10 protein-coding genes are annotated in these 17,866 nt (G+C 60.3%); 7 read left to right on the forward strand and 3 right to left on the reverse strand.

Features of this window, described 5'->3' with window-relative positions; genetic code table 11:
- Nucleotides 1–49 precede the first annotated feature (49 nt).
- From LDN90_RS10935 to LDN90_RS10965, 7 genes are all read left to right on the forward strand, one after another.
- Entirely contained in the window at nucleotides 50–2,866 is a 2,817-nt protein-coding gene (locus tag LDN90_RS10935; protein WP_223949076.1) for a family 78 glycoside hydrolase catalytic domain, read from the forward strand.
- On the forward strand, nucleotides 2,863–4,383 hold the full coding sequence (locus tag LDN90_RS10940; protein ID WP_223949077.1) for a glycoside hydrolase family 43 protein: 1,521 nt from the start codon (nucleotides 2,863–2,865) through the stop codon (nucleotides 4,381–4,383). The genes LDN90_RS10935 and LDN90_RS10940 overlap by 4 nt, the downstream gene beginning before the upstream one ends.
- Nucleotides 4,384–4,394: 11 nt before the next feature.
- Nucleotides 4,395–6,158 carry a DUF5605 domain-containing protein gene (locus LDN90_RS10945; protein WP_223949078.1) on the forward strand — a complete coding sequence of 588 codons (1,764 nt, stop codon included), beginning with the start codon at nucleotides 4,395–4,397 and terminating at the stop codon, nucleotides 6,156–6,158.
- 70 nt (nucleotides 6,159–6,228) lie between these two features.
- Entirely contained in the window at nucleotides 6,229–7,509 is a 1,281-nt protein-coding gene (locus LDN90_RS10950; RefSeq protein ID WP_223949079.1) for an MFS transporter, read from the forward strand.
- Nucleotides 7,493–9,235, forward strand: coding sequence for a DUF5605 domain-containing protein (locus LDN90_RS10955; protein ID WP_223949080.1), 1,743 nt, complete (start codon nucleotides 7,493–7,495; stop codon nucleotides 9,233–9,235). Before LDN90_RS10950 ends, LDN90_RS10955 begins: the two co-directional genes overlap by 17 nt.
- Nucleotides 9,232–10,980, forward strand: a complete 1,749-nt coding sequence (locus tag LDN90_RS10960) for a hypothetical protein (RefSeq protein ID WP_223949081.1) — start codon at nucleotides 9,232–9,234, stop codon at nucleotides 10,978–10,980. The genes LDN90_RS10955 and LDN90_RS10960 overlap by 4 nt, the downstream gene beginning before the upstream one ends.
- The gene (locus tag LDN90_RS10965) at nucleotides 10,977–11,735 is read left to right on the forward strand and encodes an SDR family oxidoreductase (protein WP_223949082.1); all 759 of its coding nucleotides are present in this window, start codon (nucleotides 10,977–10,979) and stop codon (nucleotides 11,733–11,735) included. Before LDN90_RS10960 ends, LDN90_RS10965 begins: the two co-directional genes overlap by 4 nt.
- A 190-nt stretch (nucleotides 11,736–11,925) precedes the next feature.
- Here LDN90_RS10965 and LDN90_RS10970 read toward each other — a convergent pair whose 3' ends face one another.
- The 3 genes from LDN90_RS10970 to LDN90_RS10980 form a co-directional block, all read right to left on the reverse strand.
- Nucleotides 11,926–13,779 (reverse strand): PKD domain-containing protein, encoded by a 1,854-nt coding sequence (locus LDN90_RS10970; RefSeq protein ID WP_223949083.1) that lies wholly within the window; start codon nucleotides 13,777–13,779, stop codon nucleotides 11,926–11,928.
- Nucleotides 13,780–14,035: 256 nt separating this feature from the next.
- Entirely contained in the window at nucleotides 14,036–15,076 is a 1,041-nt protein-coding gene (locus tag LDN90_RS10975) for a family 43 glycosylhydrolase (RefSeq protein WP_223949084.1), read from the reverse strand.
- Nucleotides 15,077–15,128: 52 nt separating this feature from the next.
- Nucleotides 15,129–17,540 carry a glycoside hydrolase family 3 N-terminal domain-containing protein gene (locus LDN90_RS10980; RefSeq protein WP_223949085.1) on the reverse strand — a complete coding sequence of 804 codons (2,412 nt, stop codon included), beginning with the start codon at nucleotides 17,538–17,540 and terminating at the stop codon, nucleotides 15,129–15,131.
- Between the last annotated feature and the right edge of the window lie 326 nt (nucleotides 17,541–17,866).

Genomic DNA, 17,866 nt, shown 5'->3' on the forward strand with positions numbered 1-17,866 from the left:
CCTTCCTGACAGGGAACGGCGCCCGATACAACACCGTCTGGAGACACTCATGGCATACGCTGCCGCTCCCCAAGGCCTTCGCTTTGAACAACGAACTGAAACCTCACCCGTTATTGGCCTGGGTACAGGAACCCCGCGACTGTCTTGGTTTGTGCCTGTCGCCGATGCCGGATACGCCCAGTCCGCCTACGAAGTCGAGGTCACCCGCGGTGAAGCAGCTGAGGTCTACCGTGTCCAAAGCAATGACCAGGTGCTTGTCCCATGGCCCGCGCCGGAGCTGCAGTCCAGGGAGTCCGCCGTCGTCCGGATACGCGTCAGCGATGGCGAGGACTGGAGCGGCTGGAGCGAAGCCTCAACGGCCGAAACCGGTCTTCTCAACCCATCGGACTGGCGGGCTGAATTCGTCAGCCCCGTCGAAATAGGCGCGAACGGGATGCCCGCACCCATCCTCTCGGGCGTCCTGAACCTGCCTGCAGACATCATCAAGGCCCGTCTGTACGCCACGGCCCACGGTATCTACGTCCCCACGCTGAACGGTCAGCGAATCGACGACACCGTGCTGGCGCCCGGCTGGACCTCGTACGAGAACCGTCTTCGCTACCAGACCTATGACGTCACGTCGCTGCTGCGCAAAGGTACGAACAACCTGGACATGCTGCTGGGCAACGGCTGGTACCGGGGACGGCTGGGCTTCGAAAACAAGAGCGCCATCTATGGCGAGCGCCTCGCCGTCCTGGCACAACTGGAAGTCTCCACAGCGGACGGGGGCGTCCACGTCCTGCTGTCCGACAGTTCCTGGACTGCCCGCAACAGCAATATCCTCGCCGACGATCTTTACGACGGCCAGAGCACCGACCTGCGCGACCAAGCAATCACCGTCGTTCCCCGCAGCGCTGTAGAAGTCATTCCAGCAGATCATTCTCTGCTCGTTGCCCCCGAAGGCCCGGCGATCCGTCCAACCGAGGTGCTCCCGGCAGTGTCGGTCTTCACTTCGCGTTCCGGAAAGACGCTGGTCGACTTCGGGCAGAACCTCGTTGGATGGGTCCGGCTTCGGACCCACGGCCTGCCGGAGGGCAGCGAAGTGGTCATCCAGCACGCCGAAGTTCTTGAAAACGACGAGCTCTGCACCGAGCCGTTGCGTACGGCGAAAGCCACCGACACCTTCGTAGTGGCAGGGGCTGCGGAAGAAACGCTGGAGCCCTCTTTGACCCTGCACGGCTTCCGCTACGCCCAAGTCAGCGGCGTCCCGGACCTGAAAGTCGATGATATTGAGGCCGTCGTCATTGGTTCGGACCTGAGACGCATCGGCTGGTTCTCGTCCTCGAACGAGTTGCTTAATAGGTTCCACGAGAACGTCAACTGGAGCATCCGCGGAAACTTTGTCGATGTGCCAACTGACTGTCCCCAACGTGACGAAAGGCTTGGATGGACTGGCGACATCCAAATCTTCGCTCCCACAGCGTCGTTCCTTTACGACGTTGGCGGGTTCCTTGGGTCCTGGCTCCGCGACCTTGCCGCGGAGCAGCTCCCGGACGGGTCGGTACCCCACGTTGTCCCGGACGTCATCCACTCGGATTTCACTAACACCCCAACCGCTGCCTGGGGAGATGCGGCTGTACTCATTCCGTGGACGTTGTACCAAAGGACAGGCAACCGCCTGATCCTGGAACAGCAGTATTCGAGTGCATGTAAATATGTCGATAAGGTTGCCTCACTGGCCGGTGATGACATGTTGTGGACAGGTGGTTTTCAATACGGAGACTGGCTCGACCCCAGCGCTCCGCCGGAAGACTCGGCCCGGGCCAAAACGGATCCGGATGTCGTTGCTACGGCGCACTTGGCGCGTTCTGCGGAGGTGCTTGCGCACACGGCCGCTGTGCTCGGCCGCGATGAGGACGCCGCTGCCTATTACAAGCTCGCCGAAGAGGTGCGCGCCGCATTCGCCCGTTCCTACGTGACCCCCTCAGGCCGGATCCTCTCCGACACCCAAACGGCTTACGCCATGGCTCTTGAGTGGGCCCTGCTGCCCAGTGAAGACCAGCGTCATGAAGCGGGGCGTCGGCTCGCGGATCTGGTTCGTGTCAGTGGTTTCCGGATCAGTACCGGTTTTGTTGGCACACCGCTCGTTTGTGATGCCCTGACCGACGCCGGTGAAGTGGACGTTGCCTACCGTTTGCTCCTCCAAACCGGGTGCCCGTCCTGGCTTTACCCTGTCACGATGGGTGCCACCACCGTCTGGGAACGGTGGGACAGCCTGCGACCGGATGGCAGCGTCAATCCTGGCGGTATGACCTCGTTCAACCATTACGCACTGGGGGCGGTGGCGGACTGGCTTCACCGGACCGTGGCCGGACTGGCACCTGCCGCGCCGGGGTACCGAAAGATCATTGTCCAACCACGTCCGACGGCGGCCCTCACCTCGGCAGCTGCAAGGCACCTCACCCCTTATGGTGAAGCCTCGGTTCAGTGGCGGCGGGTAGGGGGAAAGCTGATCCTCGACGTTGCTGTGCCGGTCGGTACCACCGCCGTCGTTCATGTCCCCGGCACCACGGTACCCGAGGTGGTTCCGCATGGAACCCACACGTGGACCGCTGCCGATCCCAGTCCGAACATCGATGAGGGCAACGCCCTCACCATCCGCGAACTCTTGGATCGTCAACCTCTCACCTGGTCAGCGGTGGTTGACGCCGCCGTCGAAACAGGTATTGCCCCCGAGGGTGAGGCCCAGACCGCTGACAAACTCGCCAGGTATCTGGACGAACCCGTCGGCAACCTGGGATATGCTTTGGCTCCCGAACCGTGGATCAGCCGTAGCGTTCCCCTGCGCGAAAAAGTAGAGCAAATCCTGAAAGGCTCTACGTCATGACAGCTACGTCTACGCTGACGGGTGCGGACGGCAAGCAGATGACGAATTCTGCCACTCAGCCGATTCTGAGCGGGTTCTACCCGGACCCGACCATCTGCAGGGTGGGGGATGACTACTACCTGTCGACGTCCAGCTTCGAGTACTTTCCAGGTGCGCCCATCTTCCACAGCACCGACTTGGTGAACTGGTCCCAGCAAGGCCACATCCTTGACCGCCGTAGCCAGTTCCGTCTGGGGGACCCGCGTCCTTCGACCGGCATCTATGGTTCCACCCTTCGGGAGCACGACGGGATTTTTTGGTTCATCACCACCAATGTCAGTGACTACGGTGCCGGGCAGGTGTTGGTCCAGGCAACAAACCCGGCAGGGCCATGGAGCGACCCGGTGTTCATCGGCGAAGCGATCGGCATCGACCCGGACCTGTGCTGGGATGACGACGGCGACTGTTACCTGAGCTGGAAGGCCATGAGCTTCACCGAAGGCGAAATCGGTATCCTGCAAGCACGTCTTGATACCAGCACCGGAATGCTCCGTGATGCGCCGTATCCGATCTGGCAAGGTAGCGGAATGGGTGCCGTCGAGGCACCCCACCTCTACCGAAACGGCGGGTACTGGTACCTCCTTCTGGCGGAGGGAGGCACCGAGCGGGGTCACTGCGTAACGGCTGCACGCAGCCTGCATCCTTCGGGGCCTTTTGAAGCTTGTCCGAATAACCCGGTCTTCACGCACCGCAGCTCGATCCACCCCGTCCAGAACGTCGGTCACGCTGATCTAGTCCAGACGCCCGAAGGCGATTGGGCTGCCGTGTACCTTGGCGTCCGGCCACGCGGATCCACGCCTGGATTTCATGTCCTGGGCCGCGAAACCTTCATTGCGGGTATCGACTGGACGGACGGCTGGCCTGTATTCGAGGAGAATCATTTCCACATCCGCGCCGTAGACACGGCCTTCTCGGATGACTTCTCTGATGCGCGACTCCATGAGCGTTGGGTGGTTCCTTCGGGCGAGCCGGAAAGCATTCTGTCCAGAGCGCCCGACGGCGGTATTGGGCTCTCGAGGTTGGCTGACGGATCAATGGGGCTTCTTTGCGCCAGGGTGCGCGACCTCATATGGAGAGCCGAGACTTTGATTGCCGGGTCAGGAAGCTTTCTCCTACGCATCGACGACCGCAATTGTTATGGACTGACGGTCGAAGCCGGACGCGTCAGCGCCTGGGTTTGCCTTGGTGGGATGCGCCACGAACTGGGCTCAACTGAAGCTGTAGGCGTAGCCGCCCTGCGTATTGAGAGTGCGCCGCCTTTATCACCGCCAGTCCCTTTGGGGCATGGAGGTCCCGACGAGATCGTGCTGTCTGTTGTTCAAGAGGGTCGTGAGCACCTGCTGGGCCGGTTCGACGGCCGCTATTTGTCCACGGAGGTTGCGTCCGGTTTCACCGGACGCATGCTGGCCATTCAAGGCTCTCAGGGCCAGGGGACCTTCCTGTCGATGCGTTACACCCCATACACTCCACAAACGTAGGAAACTTTTCCATGCCTTTCACGAAAGAAGCACCGCTCGTAGACATCCTGGCCGATCCCAACGCCGCCCGCGTGTTGGACAACCACCTGCCGGGTTTCGCTACGTGGAACGACTGGTCCCTCAGTCCCTTGGCAACACTGGACGAAGTGGCCCATTGGGCCCGTGGAGTGGGCGAGCAGACGCCTGACCTCACCGAGCTATGGGCGGATATGGCCGCCGTCGAATCGTCTCCCCGAACGAGCGCCGCTCTTCAGCGCCCCGCGCCTCGGACCTCAACCGGGGTGCAATCAAGCCGCCATGCGCAGCATCCCGTCGCGAGCCTTGCCGTTCGATCCCGGCAATGGGGGGTCGCCGAGATTGCCCTGGACGGGCCCTCAACCGGAAATCCGTTCACGGACGTTGACGTGGAGGCTATCTTCCGCTCCGGCAGTGATGCCGTGCGCGTCGGGGGTTTCTACGACGGCGGCGGTGTGTACCGCATACGGTTCATGCCTCCAACGCCTGGTCTCTGGGAATTCACTGTACGGTCCAACGCCGATGAGCTCGACGGAGCCACGGGCACCGTCGAAGCCGCGGAGCCGGAGGAAGGCAACCGGGGCCCTGTACGGGTTCGCGACATCTTCCACTTTGCGTACGCAGACGGCACACCATATCTACCTTTGGGAACCACCGCCTACGCCTGGACCAACCAAAGCGCGGAATTACAGGATCAAACACTGCATACGCTTGCGGAAAGCCCTTTTACAAAAATCCGCATGTGCGTGTTCCCGAAGTCATACTCGTACAACGCGAATGAGCCCGAGAACTACGCCTTCGAGAAGAACCCTGATGGCAGCTGGGATTTCAGCCGGTTCAACCTCGCCTTCTTCCACAACCTCGAACATCGAATTAACGATCTCCAAGCGCTGGGGATAGAAGCAGACCTGATCCTCTTCCACCCTTATGACAGGTGGGGGTTCTCAGCCATGCCGTCATGGGCGGATGACCAATACCTGCGATATGTCGTTCTGCGCCTGGGCGCAACCCGCAACGTCTGGTGGTCACTGGCAAACGAGTACGACTTCATGCAAACCAAGACTGAGCAGGATTGGGAACGGTTCGCCGCAATAGTCGGGGAAGAGGACCACACCGGACATCTTCTGTCCATTCACAACGGGACCAGGTTCTACGACTATTCAAGGCCTTGGATTACCCACTGCAGCATTCAGCGAACGGACAACTACCTGTCCGCTGAAAACACTGACACCTGGCGCCAAACATGGGAAAAGCCAGCAGTCATCGATGAGGTCGGATATGAAGGGGACGCCGCCGAAGGGTGGGGAAACCTCAGCCCGCAAGAGCTGGTGCGTCGGTGCTGGGAGGGCGCAGTCCGTGGCGGCTACGTCAACCACGGGGAAACTTACCTCGACGACGATGACATCGTCTGGTGGTCAAAGGGCGGCGTCCTCAAGGGGCAGTCACCTCAGCGGATAGGTTTCCTTGGCGCGCTCATCGAGGAAGCACCAAGTGCGAGTTGGGATCCGCTGCCGGGAGACTGGGATTCCCGTACAGGAGGCGACAACGACCACCGCATCATCTATCTCGGCCTGGGTCGACCCCGGTTCCGATCGGTGTTGGTGCCACCAGGATCGAGCTGGCATGTCGATGTCATCGACACATGGAACATGACCATAACGACTCTGCCCGAGCCGTGTGAAGGGCGGGTGGTGGTCGAGTTGCCCGGCCGCGAATACATGGCGATTCGGGTTCGTCGTGCGCTAACCACAACCACCTAAAGTACGGGCCTAATCGGCCACTGATCCGCATTCTTCGCGGCAGGAAACATCAATCTTGTGAGGAAACAGGATGACTTCTTCCGTGAAACCGGGCGTTACGGGCCGACACTTACCAGCCAATTCCGGCGAACGACTACCAGTTGTTGGTCTGCTGACGCTTTCCGGGGCAATGTTCATTTCGATGGCCACGGAGTTCCTGCCCAGCGGACTCATCCCGCAGATCTCGGCAGACTTCGGCCGGTCGGCATCCGACGTTGGAAATATGGTGACCGTCTTCGCCCTGACTGTCATCCTCACCGCGGCGCCGCTGGCGATCCTGACCCGCCGGATCCCACGCAAGACCATGGTGCTGATCTCCTTCGCCCTCATCGGCGCGGGAAACGTCGTCTTGGTGCTTGCGCCCAGTTTCGAGTTCCTGCTGGGCGCACGAATTCTGGGAGCGGTTGGACATGGAGCGTTCTGGACCGTCGTCGCCGCTTACCCGGCCTACCTGGTCCGGCCAACCCAGCTTGCCAAGGCCATGGCCATCACAGCGGCAGGCGGGTCAGTTGCCGGCGTCATCGGCACCCCAATGGGCAATGCCTTGGGTCAGATCTTCGGATGGCGGTCAGCCTTCGCAGTCCTTGCCGGGCTGGTCATCGTTTTCATGCTGCTGATGGTGTGGATGCTTCCTGCCGTCCACCCTCACGGCGCTGACACGAAGCCACCAAAGACCGGCCCGGTGGGGCGTGACAAGGGCATTCTCGCTATTTTGATCATTTCCGTGCTGATCCTCATGGTGGTGTCCGCACAGATCAGCTTTGGAACGTACACCGTCGTTTGGCTGCTGGACGTTGTGAATCTCGCACCCGCGGGCGTACCCGTGATTCTCTTCGTCTCAGGGATTGCCAGCGCGGTGGGTGTGGCCGTGACTGGTGCCTTCTACAGGAAGTTCCCCACCGGGATGTTCCTGGCATCGTTGGCCACCCAAGTCGGCATTCTGTGCGCCATCCCCGTGGCCGCAACCATGAACTCCCAAATTCCCGTCTGGATCCTGATCACCGTCATGGGAGCCGTCTTTGGGGGCATCCCGGTCATGCTCCAAACCCGCATGATGCAGTCAGCATCCGTCGGCGCTCGCAATGTGGCGGCAGCTCTGCAGACCACAGCCTTCAACGTGGGTATCGGCGGCGGGGCTTTCATGGGTGGAGCCGTGATCGACCACCTCTCGCTGACAGTTTTGCCTTTTTGGGCGGCCATCTGCATGTGTGTGGCTCTGATCGCCGCAGTCATCTGGGAAATTTACATCAAACGACGCCCGAAAAAACCGGGTAAGAAAGAGAAGGAAGCCATCGATGGCGTACATGAGTGAATTCACGCAAGCCCGACTGATCTTTGACTACGAAGCGGGGAGGGCAGCGTTGTCTGAAGCCTTGCCGGATTTCGCGAGCCACCCCGAAAACTACGGTGGGGCTATTGATCTGCCCATTGGGGCTTTGGCCACGGTCTTCCGAGTAAAGGAAGCGGCCCAAGAGAAGTTGTGGCTAAAGCTCTCCACCATCGAGGTACCCGACCGCGTCGAACTGCCGCCGATCGAGCCCAACCCCGGATATGAAGGGCCGGACGTTGCCATTGCATCGGCGCGGATCATTCTTCCCGCGAGTGGGCGAGTTAACGAGACCGTCGAAATGGTCCTGGAGGGACCCTCGCATGGTAACCCGTTTACCGACGTTGAACTCCATGCGTACTTCTCCTTGAACGGCGAAGAAATCCGTGTAGGAGGCTTCTACGACGGCAACGGTCGGTACGTTGTCCGCTTCCTCCCGGATACAGCGGGGGCGTGGCAGTTCCGGACGGAATCCACGGCACGTTCTTTGGACGGGCACACAGGTACTTTCAGCGTCGAACCAAGCCACGCACGCGGAGCCGTGCGGGTGGCAGACACGTACCACTTCTCATACGCCAACGGCGAGGTTTTCCGGCCGGTGGGGACCACTCTGTATGCATGGACCCACCAAGGCCCTGAGCTGCAAAAGAAAACCCTGGCGACGCTGTCCACTAGTCCCTTCACCAAAGTCCGCATGTGCGTCTTCCCGAAGGCGTTTATCTTCAACGACAACGAGCCCGATCTTTACCCCTTTGAGGGTGAAAGCGGGAACTGGGACACCACCCGCTTTGACCCCGCGTTCTTTCAGCACTTCGAAAACCGCATCCGCGACCTTGGAAAGCTGGGCATCGAAGCAGACGTTATCCTTTTCCACCCCTACGATCGGTGGGGTTTCCAGGATCTGGGAGCCGCAGCGGACGACCGGTATCTTCGCTATGTAGTCCGACGGCTGGCAGCACTTCCGAATGTGTGGTGGTCCCTGGCTAACGAGTACGACTTCATGACCACAAAGATGCCGGAGGACTGGGAACGCTACGCGAAGATCGTCACCGAAGAGGACCACGCAAGGCACCTGATATCCATCCACAACGGCACCCGGATCTACGACTATTCGGCTTCGTGGGCTACCCACTGCAGTCTGCAGAAGGTGGACTACTACAAGACGGCAGAATTGGTGGAAGACCTACGGGAAAAGTGGGGCAAGCCGGTCATCCTGGACGAAATCGGCTATGAAGGCGACCTCGAATACGAATGGGGAAGCATTTCCGCTGAAGAAGTCGTTCGCCGGGTGTGGGAGACCACTCTGCGCGGCGGTTATCACACGCACGGGGAGACCTACTACCATCCCGAAGATCAACTCTGGTGGGCCAAGGGCGGCGAACTGGTAGGCAAGAGCGCAGACAGGATCGCCTTCCTCGACAAGTTGGTGGCTGAATCGCCGACCGGACGCTTGGAACCATTGCCGCTGACAAACCCCACGCCTTCCGGTGGCGTGGCAGGCGAATACGAAATTCACTACAACGGTTTTAGCCAGTACCGGTACATCACCTTGGGAATCCCTGAAGGCCGCAAGGCAGTCATTGACGTGATCGACACGTGGGCAATGACCATCGAGACGCTGCCAGGAAACTACTCAGGCCGGGCGCGGGTTGAGCTGCCGGTTCGTCCGTATATGGCTGTGCGCGTTCGCGTACAGCAGGAATCGCTGTGACAAACAATCGTGAACGGCTCTTTGCAGCCTCCGAAGTCCTTGAAGCAGGTGCCTGGCGGGCGGAATTACGCCACGATGAAATCGCCGACATCAGCTACGCCGGCGTTCCAGTGCTGCGGGGAATTCGTGCAGTAGTCCGGGACCGGGACTGGCAAACGCTGGTCCCGGTCCTCCGTGGCATTGAACGGATTCCGGCCAAGGAGGGCACTTCTTTGCTCCTGGATCTTGAATTCGACGGGTACGGCTACCGTTATTCCGGGACGTTGGGAATCGCCTTTTCGGCCGATTCCCTCGAGGTGGTCTTCGACGGGGTATCGCCCGCCGATTTCCAGAGCAACCGCATAGGGTTGGTTGTGCTTCACAGGCCCGATGACGCAGGAAGGGAAGTTCTCATCGGGGGGAGCTCCGGTGACCACACGCCGTCGATGTTCCCGGTGGATATCAGTCCGCACCAGCCGTTCCAGAACATTGCCACCATGCGGTGGCAGCGTGACGGAACTGACTTCAAGCTGGCATTTACCGGCGATATTTTCGAGACGGAAGACCAACGCAACTGGACCGACGCCTCCTTCAAAACGTACAGCCGGCCACTGGCTCTGCCATTCCCGATGGACGTCCCCGCGGGAAGCCGGCTGCACCAAAGCGTGAGGCTGACGGCATTGAGTGGTCAGTCTCCCGCGCCGGAAAGCAGCGTGGCTGAGGACCTGGTCATCACCGCAGACATCGAGTCCGTTGTGCCGGCGTTGTCCTTGCCTGTCGCCTCCATATCTGAACCGCATGCAGAAACCGGGTTCCTTGAAGGTGTCGAGTCCTTGCTGGTTGAACTTGTTGCTGGAGCGCCAAGAGTGGCGCAGTTGGCCAAGTATGCCACAGAGATAGCCGAGGCCCTTCAAGTGCCTTTGGATGTCCGGCTCAGCGCCGAAACACCCAATGAAGTACCGGATTTGCTGCAACTTGTTCCCACCCGGAACATTGCAAGACTCGGTGTTTTCCATTCAACCCGCCACATTACGGAACCGGACCTTTGGAAAGCTCTGAAATCCGCTGCGGACGATGCAGGTTTGACCGCTTCGCTCATCGCAGGTGCCCGGTCTCATTTCACCGAGCTCAATCGCAATGCCCATATCGTGCCGGCTGATGCCGAGGCGCTGGCTTACAGCATCACCCCGCAGATGCACGCGACAGAGGTTCACCATCTGGTGGAAAGTCTTCCGATGCAGCGGCTGACGGCGCAAAATGCCCTGCGAATCTCAGGAGGCCGTCCGCTTCACGTGGGCCCGGTCACGCTCAAACCCCGGTTCAACGCGGTGGCCACTTCCACAGGCGCGGAAAGAGGCTCCACAGAAGCGCCGATAGATCCGCTTCAATTGGACCCATTTGCGGCGGCCTGGGTTCTGGGCAGCATCGCAGCTCTTAGCATTCCCGGCGTCCAAAGCATCAGTTACTTTGAATCGGAAGGACCTCGGGGCATCAGTACACCAACCGGATTGACGGATGCAGGGAAGGTCCTCGCCGCCATCGCGGCACTTCGTGGCCACAACGTCCTCAAGGTCCTGGGAGTCCGTTCGGGGCTTGTCCTGTACCCGGTCCAGGCGGACGACGAAATCGTACTCTTCGCCGCAAACCTGACACAGAAACTCATGACCGGGAAGGTGCGGCTGCCCGGCGGCAGCACCGCCGAGATTGCCCTCGAACCATGGTCAGCCATCATCCAAGACATCAAGACAGAAGGAAGAACCACATGACCAGCAACCGACTCTTCGGGAAAAAAGCTCTTGTCACCGGGGCGGGTTCCGGAATTGGACTGGCGGTCGCCCAACGATTCGCAGCAGAAGGGGCCAAGGTGTACTTCGCCGACATAAACGTTGACGCGGCAGCGAAGGCGGCGGCAGAAGCGGGGACCGATCGTGCAGTCCCGGTACGGGTGGACGTCTCGGACGAAACCAGCGTCACTGAGGCGTTCAGCCTTGCAAGTAGGGACGAGCCCCTGGACATCGTCGTAGCCAACGCCGGGGTTCAACTGTTTGGGCAAGACGCAAAGGTCGGCGATCTGGACCTTGAAGTCTGGGAACGCACCATGGCCATCAACCTGCGCGGCGCCTTTCTGACACTTAAGCACGCTGTCCGCGCCATGGAGAATCGGGGAGGATCGATCATCGTCACCGGAAGCCCGACGGCGGTCGTAGCTTGCGGTCAGACATTCACGGCATACACCAGCTCCAAAGCCGGAGTTCACGGGCTGGCGCGTGTGGTCGCAGCGGATTACGCGGCCGAGGGAATCCGGGTCAACATTGTGGTCCCGGGGTACACAGAAACTCCGCTCGTCCAGACGATCGCTGACGACCCAGAGAGTAGGGCCGGATTGGTGAACGCCACCATGCTTGGCCGGGCCGGCACGGCGGCCGACGTCGAAGGCATTATGGTTTACCTGGCCAGCGACGATTCAGCATACGCAACCGGGGGCATCTTCACTGTCGATGGAGGCTTGACAGCCCTCTGATCGGTCCCTGCAGATTTCTGAGACGGTCCTCGCCAATCCTTTGGCGGGGACCTTCAGTTTTGTCGAGGCACTAAAAGCCGACAGTCCGGAGGAAAGCGGTGCTGACCGTGCACGACGATGACCGGGGTCCAGCCAGCAGCTGTACCCCGGTCATAGTCGGGCGTCTCCTTCGGGTCAGGACCTGGGTCTCTTAACCGCCCGGCGTTACGACGACCTGGACGCGGTCGAGGTTTTGGGCCAAGGCGAACGTGGCTGACGGGTCTCCGGTGCGCTCAGAAGAGACACGTAGCGCCACCAGGTAAGTGCCTGGCTTTGCGAATGTCGCGTCAGTCTGCAGCGTGACGACGTTCCCGATCTGGGTGAGTGGTGCATTGGTGTAAACGCCGTCGCCGTCCAGATCCCATTCGGCCTTCACAACCGCGCCGGCCCCTGGCGGAACCTGCGCCTTCGCGTTGAGTTTGATCGACTGGCCGGCCTTGATCGTGGTGGACTCACTTCCTTGGACCGTCAGGTCTACAGTGGGCTGAATTCCACGCCGGGCAGCTGCATTATCAGGCACAGAAACCTGGGCATCGTTGATCTTGTAGTCCGTGGATGCTGGTGGCTGCACCCCGTTTTCGGACCAAGCCGCTAGATCGCGGAGGGCTTGTTCTGCCATGCCGTACCAATTGACCAAATGCTTGGCCCGTTCCCCGGAGACAGGCGCGTTCTGGTGGTCAGCGTGATCGTTGTAGTAGATCCGATAGCTATCAGACGCGGCGTTGCCCAGGCTGGCCTCAACGCGCTTCCTGTACCAGTCTGCGTGCAGAGGCAGGGCGTCGGTGTCGTAGAGATTGTCCACCACGATGACTTTTCCATTGATGGAGCCGTCGAAGGCTGTGTTGCCCGAGACAAAGCCGTAGAAGCCTGGATCCTTCACGGGCCTCTGCGGATACAGAGGGGTGCCGTCAGCTTTGAGGAATTGCTGCAGTCCGACCCAGCCTTCGCTAGCGGGAGGTGTTTGGTAGCGGTAATAGAAGCGGTTTGCGATGTTCCAGCGGTTGTCGACTGTGTCGCCCATCTTCGCCAGTTCAGCCCGGACCCGGACTCCCAACGGGGAGGTCTCAGTGCCCAGGTACCCCGGGGCGTTCCAGAAGTCGTTGGCGTAGCTCGGGTCGAATGACAAAGGAGCGCTGGAGTCCAGGCCATTGGGATACTGATCGGAGCGTCCGAGGAGGTAGTCGGGGAACTCCCAGCCCTTCCATGGGATCCCGAGTGCGTGGACTTCTTTCAGCATGGCCTGCTCGGCGGCATCAAGGCTGGCATAGGGGTTTCCGCTGCCACCTGGGAGAAGTGCGTTGCGGATCTGCTCGGACTTGTCGCCAAGAATCAGTTCAGCGGCTGACCGGCCCAGGAAGTTGTAGCTGGTGGGTTGGGGGACACCCTGGACCATCGGTACAAATCCCTGCCACACACCGGTGCTGTTCTCCGTCGCTCCGATGGTCTGGTAGGAGCCGCCACTGGGGCCGTAAAGATATCCCGAAATCTTCCGGTCGCTTCCGTAGTATTTCGCAGCCAGTGTTTCGGCGAACTTCGCGGCCGCGGCTGTGTGCCGGTAGCCCAGAGCCAGAGACTTGTTGCCCGCCTGAACTGCGTAACCTCCGCTGGAAAGTGCGAAGCCTACGGCACGGTCATCGGCTTGGGAGGTGTCCTCCTCGGGGGTGAATGCCGTTGGGTACGTGTACTGGAAGAAGCGCCCCTCCCATTTGCCAAGATCCTGTTTGGCGTGGAGGTAGACGTTGAATTGGATGTTGGTGCCCTCGAAATGCGCGCGAATCCTGTGGTGGGCGACAGGAGCTGTTTCATCTGTTTCGCTGTCGATGACGGGTTTGGTGTAGAGAGGGTCGATGCAGTCTGCGGTGATCTGCATGGCGCCGGCAACGGTGGCGCAGTCGGGTGCGGCTGCCTTTGCCGGGACTGCGCTTCCAAGGCCGGTTCCGAGCAGCAGCGTTGCTGCCAAGAGGCCGATCCTTCCGTGACGAGCAAGAGCGGGATTGATAATCATGGTCCTCCTTCATTGGGGGTCCCCAGGGTGCACGCGGACTGTCATTGTCTGCAGCGGATAGTGGGGGAAACGCACGCGATGGAACGTTTCAGAGGAGATTACCCTGACATCCTAAGGCGGTCAACCGGTTGACAACCACGAAAGTTTTGCTTCTTAAGCAGAGGCTGGCAGCCCCGCCCGTTCACCAAGGGGCAAGCGAAAGTACCGGCAACCATCTTGCGGTTGCCGGGTACCTCGGCTATCTCAGGTGCCCCTGTTATTTGTTGATTTCGGGACTCCAGGCGTCCTGCCACTCGATGACCGGCCGGTGGTCTTGGAACTGGATTTCGAGCCATACATGACGGGCGGACGATGTGTCAGGAGCCCCCGCCTGGACGATCTCGTTAATCTCCGCGTCGGGTGTTCCTCCCGTGAACTGGGCTTCGGTGGCATCCCATGCCCGCCGGATCATTTCGTCAGGCATATCGGGAAGCCATCTGTCGGCAAGTGCGATGTGACGTCCATTTTCGAGCGTGAAGACCGAAGATATTTGGGAATGGAAGGAGGTGCCGGTTGCGTCGTTTCGGTGAGGATCCCCCAGAACGGTCCAGGGTCCGTGGTAGTCGTCGGCGACTGCGATTTCGGAACGATTGGGGAAATACCAGCTGGTTCCTGAGGTGATGAGGTAATGGCGGCCGTCATGGCGAAAGTAGGCCGGCGCTTCACGGACGAAGGGAGGGTGGGGGTGCGGGAAATGGGAGCTGAAGGTCCCCGTAACGTCGGTGAGGTCGTCGGTCAGGTCCGCGCAGATGAGTTCGGAGTGGACCCGTTCAAAGAAGTAATAGCCGCGCCCGGTTTCAGGATCCACCACCAGGTCGAAGTCGCCGGCACTCATTCCTAACGGTTCGAACCCTGGTCGCACAAGGTTGTAGGGTCCCTGGAAGTGCTCAGCCTGGTACACCCAGGAGCGTTGCTTGCCGTCAGTGTGCATCACTTTCATCCAGCAGACGAAGTTTCCAGTCCTGGGGTGCCGCACGATGTGCGGCCGGTCCATCATGGCTTCCGGATGCAGTGGAGAGTCAGGTACGTCCGGCTCTGCCGGAATGATGGTCCCAACGTCGTGCCAGGTTGTTAGGTCGGAGGAGCGGTACGCCCGAACTCCGCTGTGCCATCGGCCGGTCGCTGGCGTGGACTTGGATTTATCTTCGCCGTACCAGTAGTACTGTCCATCCACGGCGATGATGGAGCCTCCGTGGATATGTATTCGGTTGCCTTCGGCGTCGAGCATGATGTCGCCGGGTCGGATGGTCGCGGTCATGGGAGTCACACCTTGTCTGTGAGGGGTAGTTAACGGTGTTTGCATGCTTGCGCTAGCTGGCGTAGAAGGAACGGTTCCTGCCGTCGATTAGTGCATCCGAATCTATGCATATCGAGCCCTTTAATCGGATGTCGGCAGAAGAAGCGCCTACGAGGATATCCAGCTCACCCGCTTCGACCCTCCAGCGCATGTCAGTGTCGAGGAAGGCCAGCTGAGACGTCTCAACGTGAAAAACCACGCGAGTTTGCTGCCCCGGTTCCAGCGTCACCCGGCGGAAGCCGATGAGTTCCACCACAGGGCGGGAGACGGAAGCGAATCTGTCACTCGAGTACAGCTGAACGACTTCGGTCCCGGCTCGCTCACCCGTGTTGGTGATGGCAAAGGAAACATCGAACCCGTCATCGGCCATGACCCGCTCCTTCGGCACCGAGAGTTCCGTGTAGTCGAAGGTCGTGTAGGACAATCCGTGTCCAAAGGCGTACCGGGGCGTGTGCGGCGAGTCGACGTAGTCGGGAAATCCTATGCTTTCGCCTTGGTGCCAGGAGGAGCCATGGGGATGGTTGTAGTAAACCGGGACCTGGCCGGCGTTCCGCGCAATGCTGACTGGAAGTCGGCCACTGGGAGATTGTTCGCCAAGCAAGACATCAACGATGGCCTCCGCACCGCCTTCTGCGGGGCTCCATGCTTCCAAAAGCGCAGCCAGGTATTTGTCCGCTGCGTCGCTCGACACCGGGCGGCCGTCCAAGTGAATCCCGACCATCGGCTTGCCCAGCTGCGACAGCTTTACAATGAGCTGTTCCTGGCAAGGCGGAAGGTTGATATTCGTAGCGTCGATTCCTTCGCCCATCGAAGCGATGGATGCCGTTCCGTGCTTGCCTCCGAGCGTTAAGAGTATGACGTCGGCTTCTGAAGCCAGGGCAAGGGCTTCCTCATGCCCGGATTCATCAGCCCCGGCAATGGGATACCCGTAAGCCCACATCACATCTGTTTCGGGCATTCGCTCAACGAGCTCGTCGAGGACGCTGCGGATTCCCGGCTTTTGCTGCTGCAGCAGTTCCTCGAATGCTGGGCCGTCAGAAGCTTCGATCGTTGTACCCGGAACAGTATCGGTAATAGTCCTCAGGGCGTCGCCGCTGGTGGTCAGTCCTGCCATAGAAGCGTTGACGGCCAGCTTTCCTTCCGCCATCGAATAGTGGGTGTAACCGCCGAAGAAGAACCTTGCCGTGGTGGCATGGCAACCTATAACAGCCAGCCGTCTAACGTCCCGCCGCAGGGGAAGGGCGCCGTCATTCGTGAGCAACACCAGTGACTCACGTGCTGACTGGAGGGAGACGGCTGTATCGGAGGACACGCTGAATGCGGTGTCCCGTTCGGCGGGATCGGGGGCAAACGGATGCTCGAAGAGTCCCATGCGGAATTTGGCTTGGAGTACCTGATGGACGGCCCGGTCCAGCAGCGCAATGTCAGCGCGTCCCTCGGCAAACCACGCTCTAAGTTCCGGCCCGAAGCCTTGGGGTACGTGGAGCTCAACGTCCAGGCCAGCGCGCAGGGCGGCCAGCCCTGCCTCCGCCGGGGACTTTGCGACACGCTGTACGGAGAGAAGGTTCCCAACGGCGCCGTAGTCGGACACGACCAGTCCGTCGAAACCCATTTGCTCCCTCAACACCGTCTTAAGGAGCCGGACGGACGCTGTGACTGGTTCCCCGCCCACCGAGTTGTACGACGGCATCACGCCCCGCAATCCCGCTTCTGAAATAGCGGCCTGGAAAGGCTTGGCGTAGATCTCCATGAGTGTGCGGTCCGGTATATTGCAGTGCGCGCCGTGGATCCCGCCCTCGGTGTGATGCGAACCAACAAAGTGCTTTGCTACCGCCTCAGTACGCCGGCCTGCATGGTCTTGGCTCTGTATCCCTTGCGTGTAAGCGACGCCAAGTGCGGAGGCAAGGGCGGGATCTTCACCGTAGGTTTCGCCCTGCCGTCCCATTCGCGGGTCGCGGGAAATGTCCAGAACGGGCGCCAGAGTGTGGGTGATGCCCACCGCACGTTCCTGTTTGCCTACGATCTCTCCGATCCTGCGTTCCACATCAACGTTCCAGCCCGCCGCCCGTGCCAGACCGGAGGGAAAGCTCGTTGCGCCGGGCAGGTAGGCACCGCACAGGCCCTCCATATGGAAAATCGCAGGGATACCGTGCCGCGAATGCTTCATCGCCTCGGACTGTATCTGCCGCTGGAACGCGGTCACGTCGTTCAGTGAAAGTGCTGAACGGGCCTCAAGGCACGACACTTCACCAATACCAAAGGGAAATCGCCCGGCAAAGTCGTCGGTGTTGGTGATGTCAGTCGGGAAGTAGCAGGAAACTTGAGCCAGCTTCTCGTCGAGGCTTAATTGCTGAAGTAGAAGGTCAGCACGCTGCGCGGGAGAAAGCGCGCTCTCCAGCCAGGGTTTCGCGATATGTGCACTCATGGAAGTCCTCAATCCACAGTCGTTCAACCGGTTGAGGGAAACTCGGGAGCCCAACCGGACGGTGGGGTTTCCCCGCCGCGCCGGACGACAGAGCGCCGGACTTCTACGTGAAACGCTGCGCTTGCGTGCAACGTTATACGCAAGGATATAGATTCATTCATCAGAACGCAATGGAAATGTGGGCTGCGGGCACTGACGCTATGGGAGAACGGGGGCTTGGGGATTCCTGCGACCGTGATGGCTGTAGTGTGACCGCCGTCGTTGCTTCCTTCAGGCTGAGAAGCTACGCTTTAGTGCAACGTTGCACGGCTTGAACGTCGTCACAT

The sequence above is a fragment of the Arthrobacter sp. NtRootA1 genome (genome assembly GCF_019976975.1).
Lineage (GTDB): Bacteria > Actinomycetota > Actinomycetes > Actinomycetales > Micrococcaceae > Arthrobacter > Arthrobacter aromaticivorans.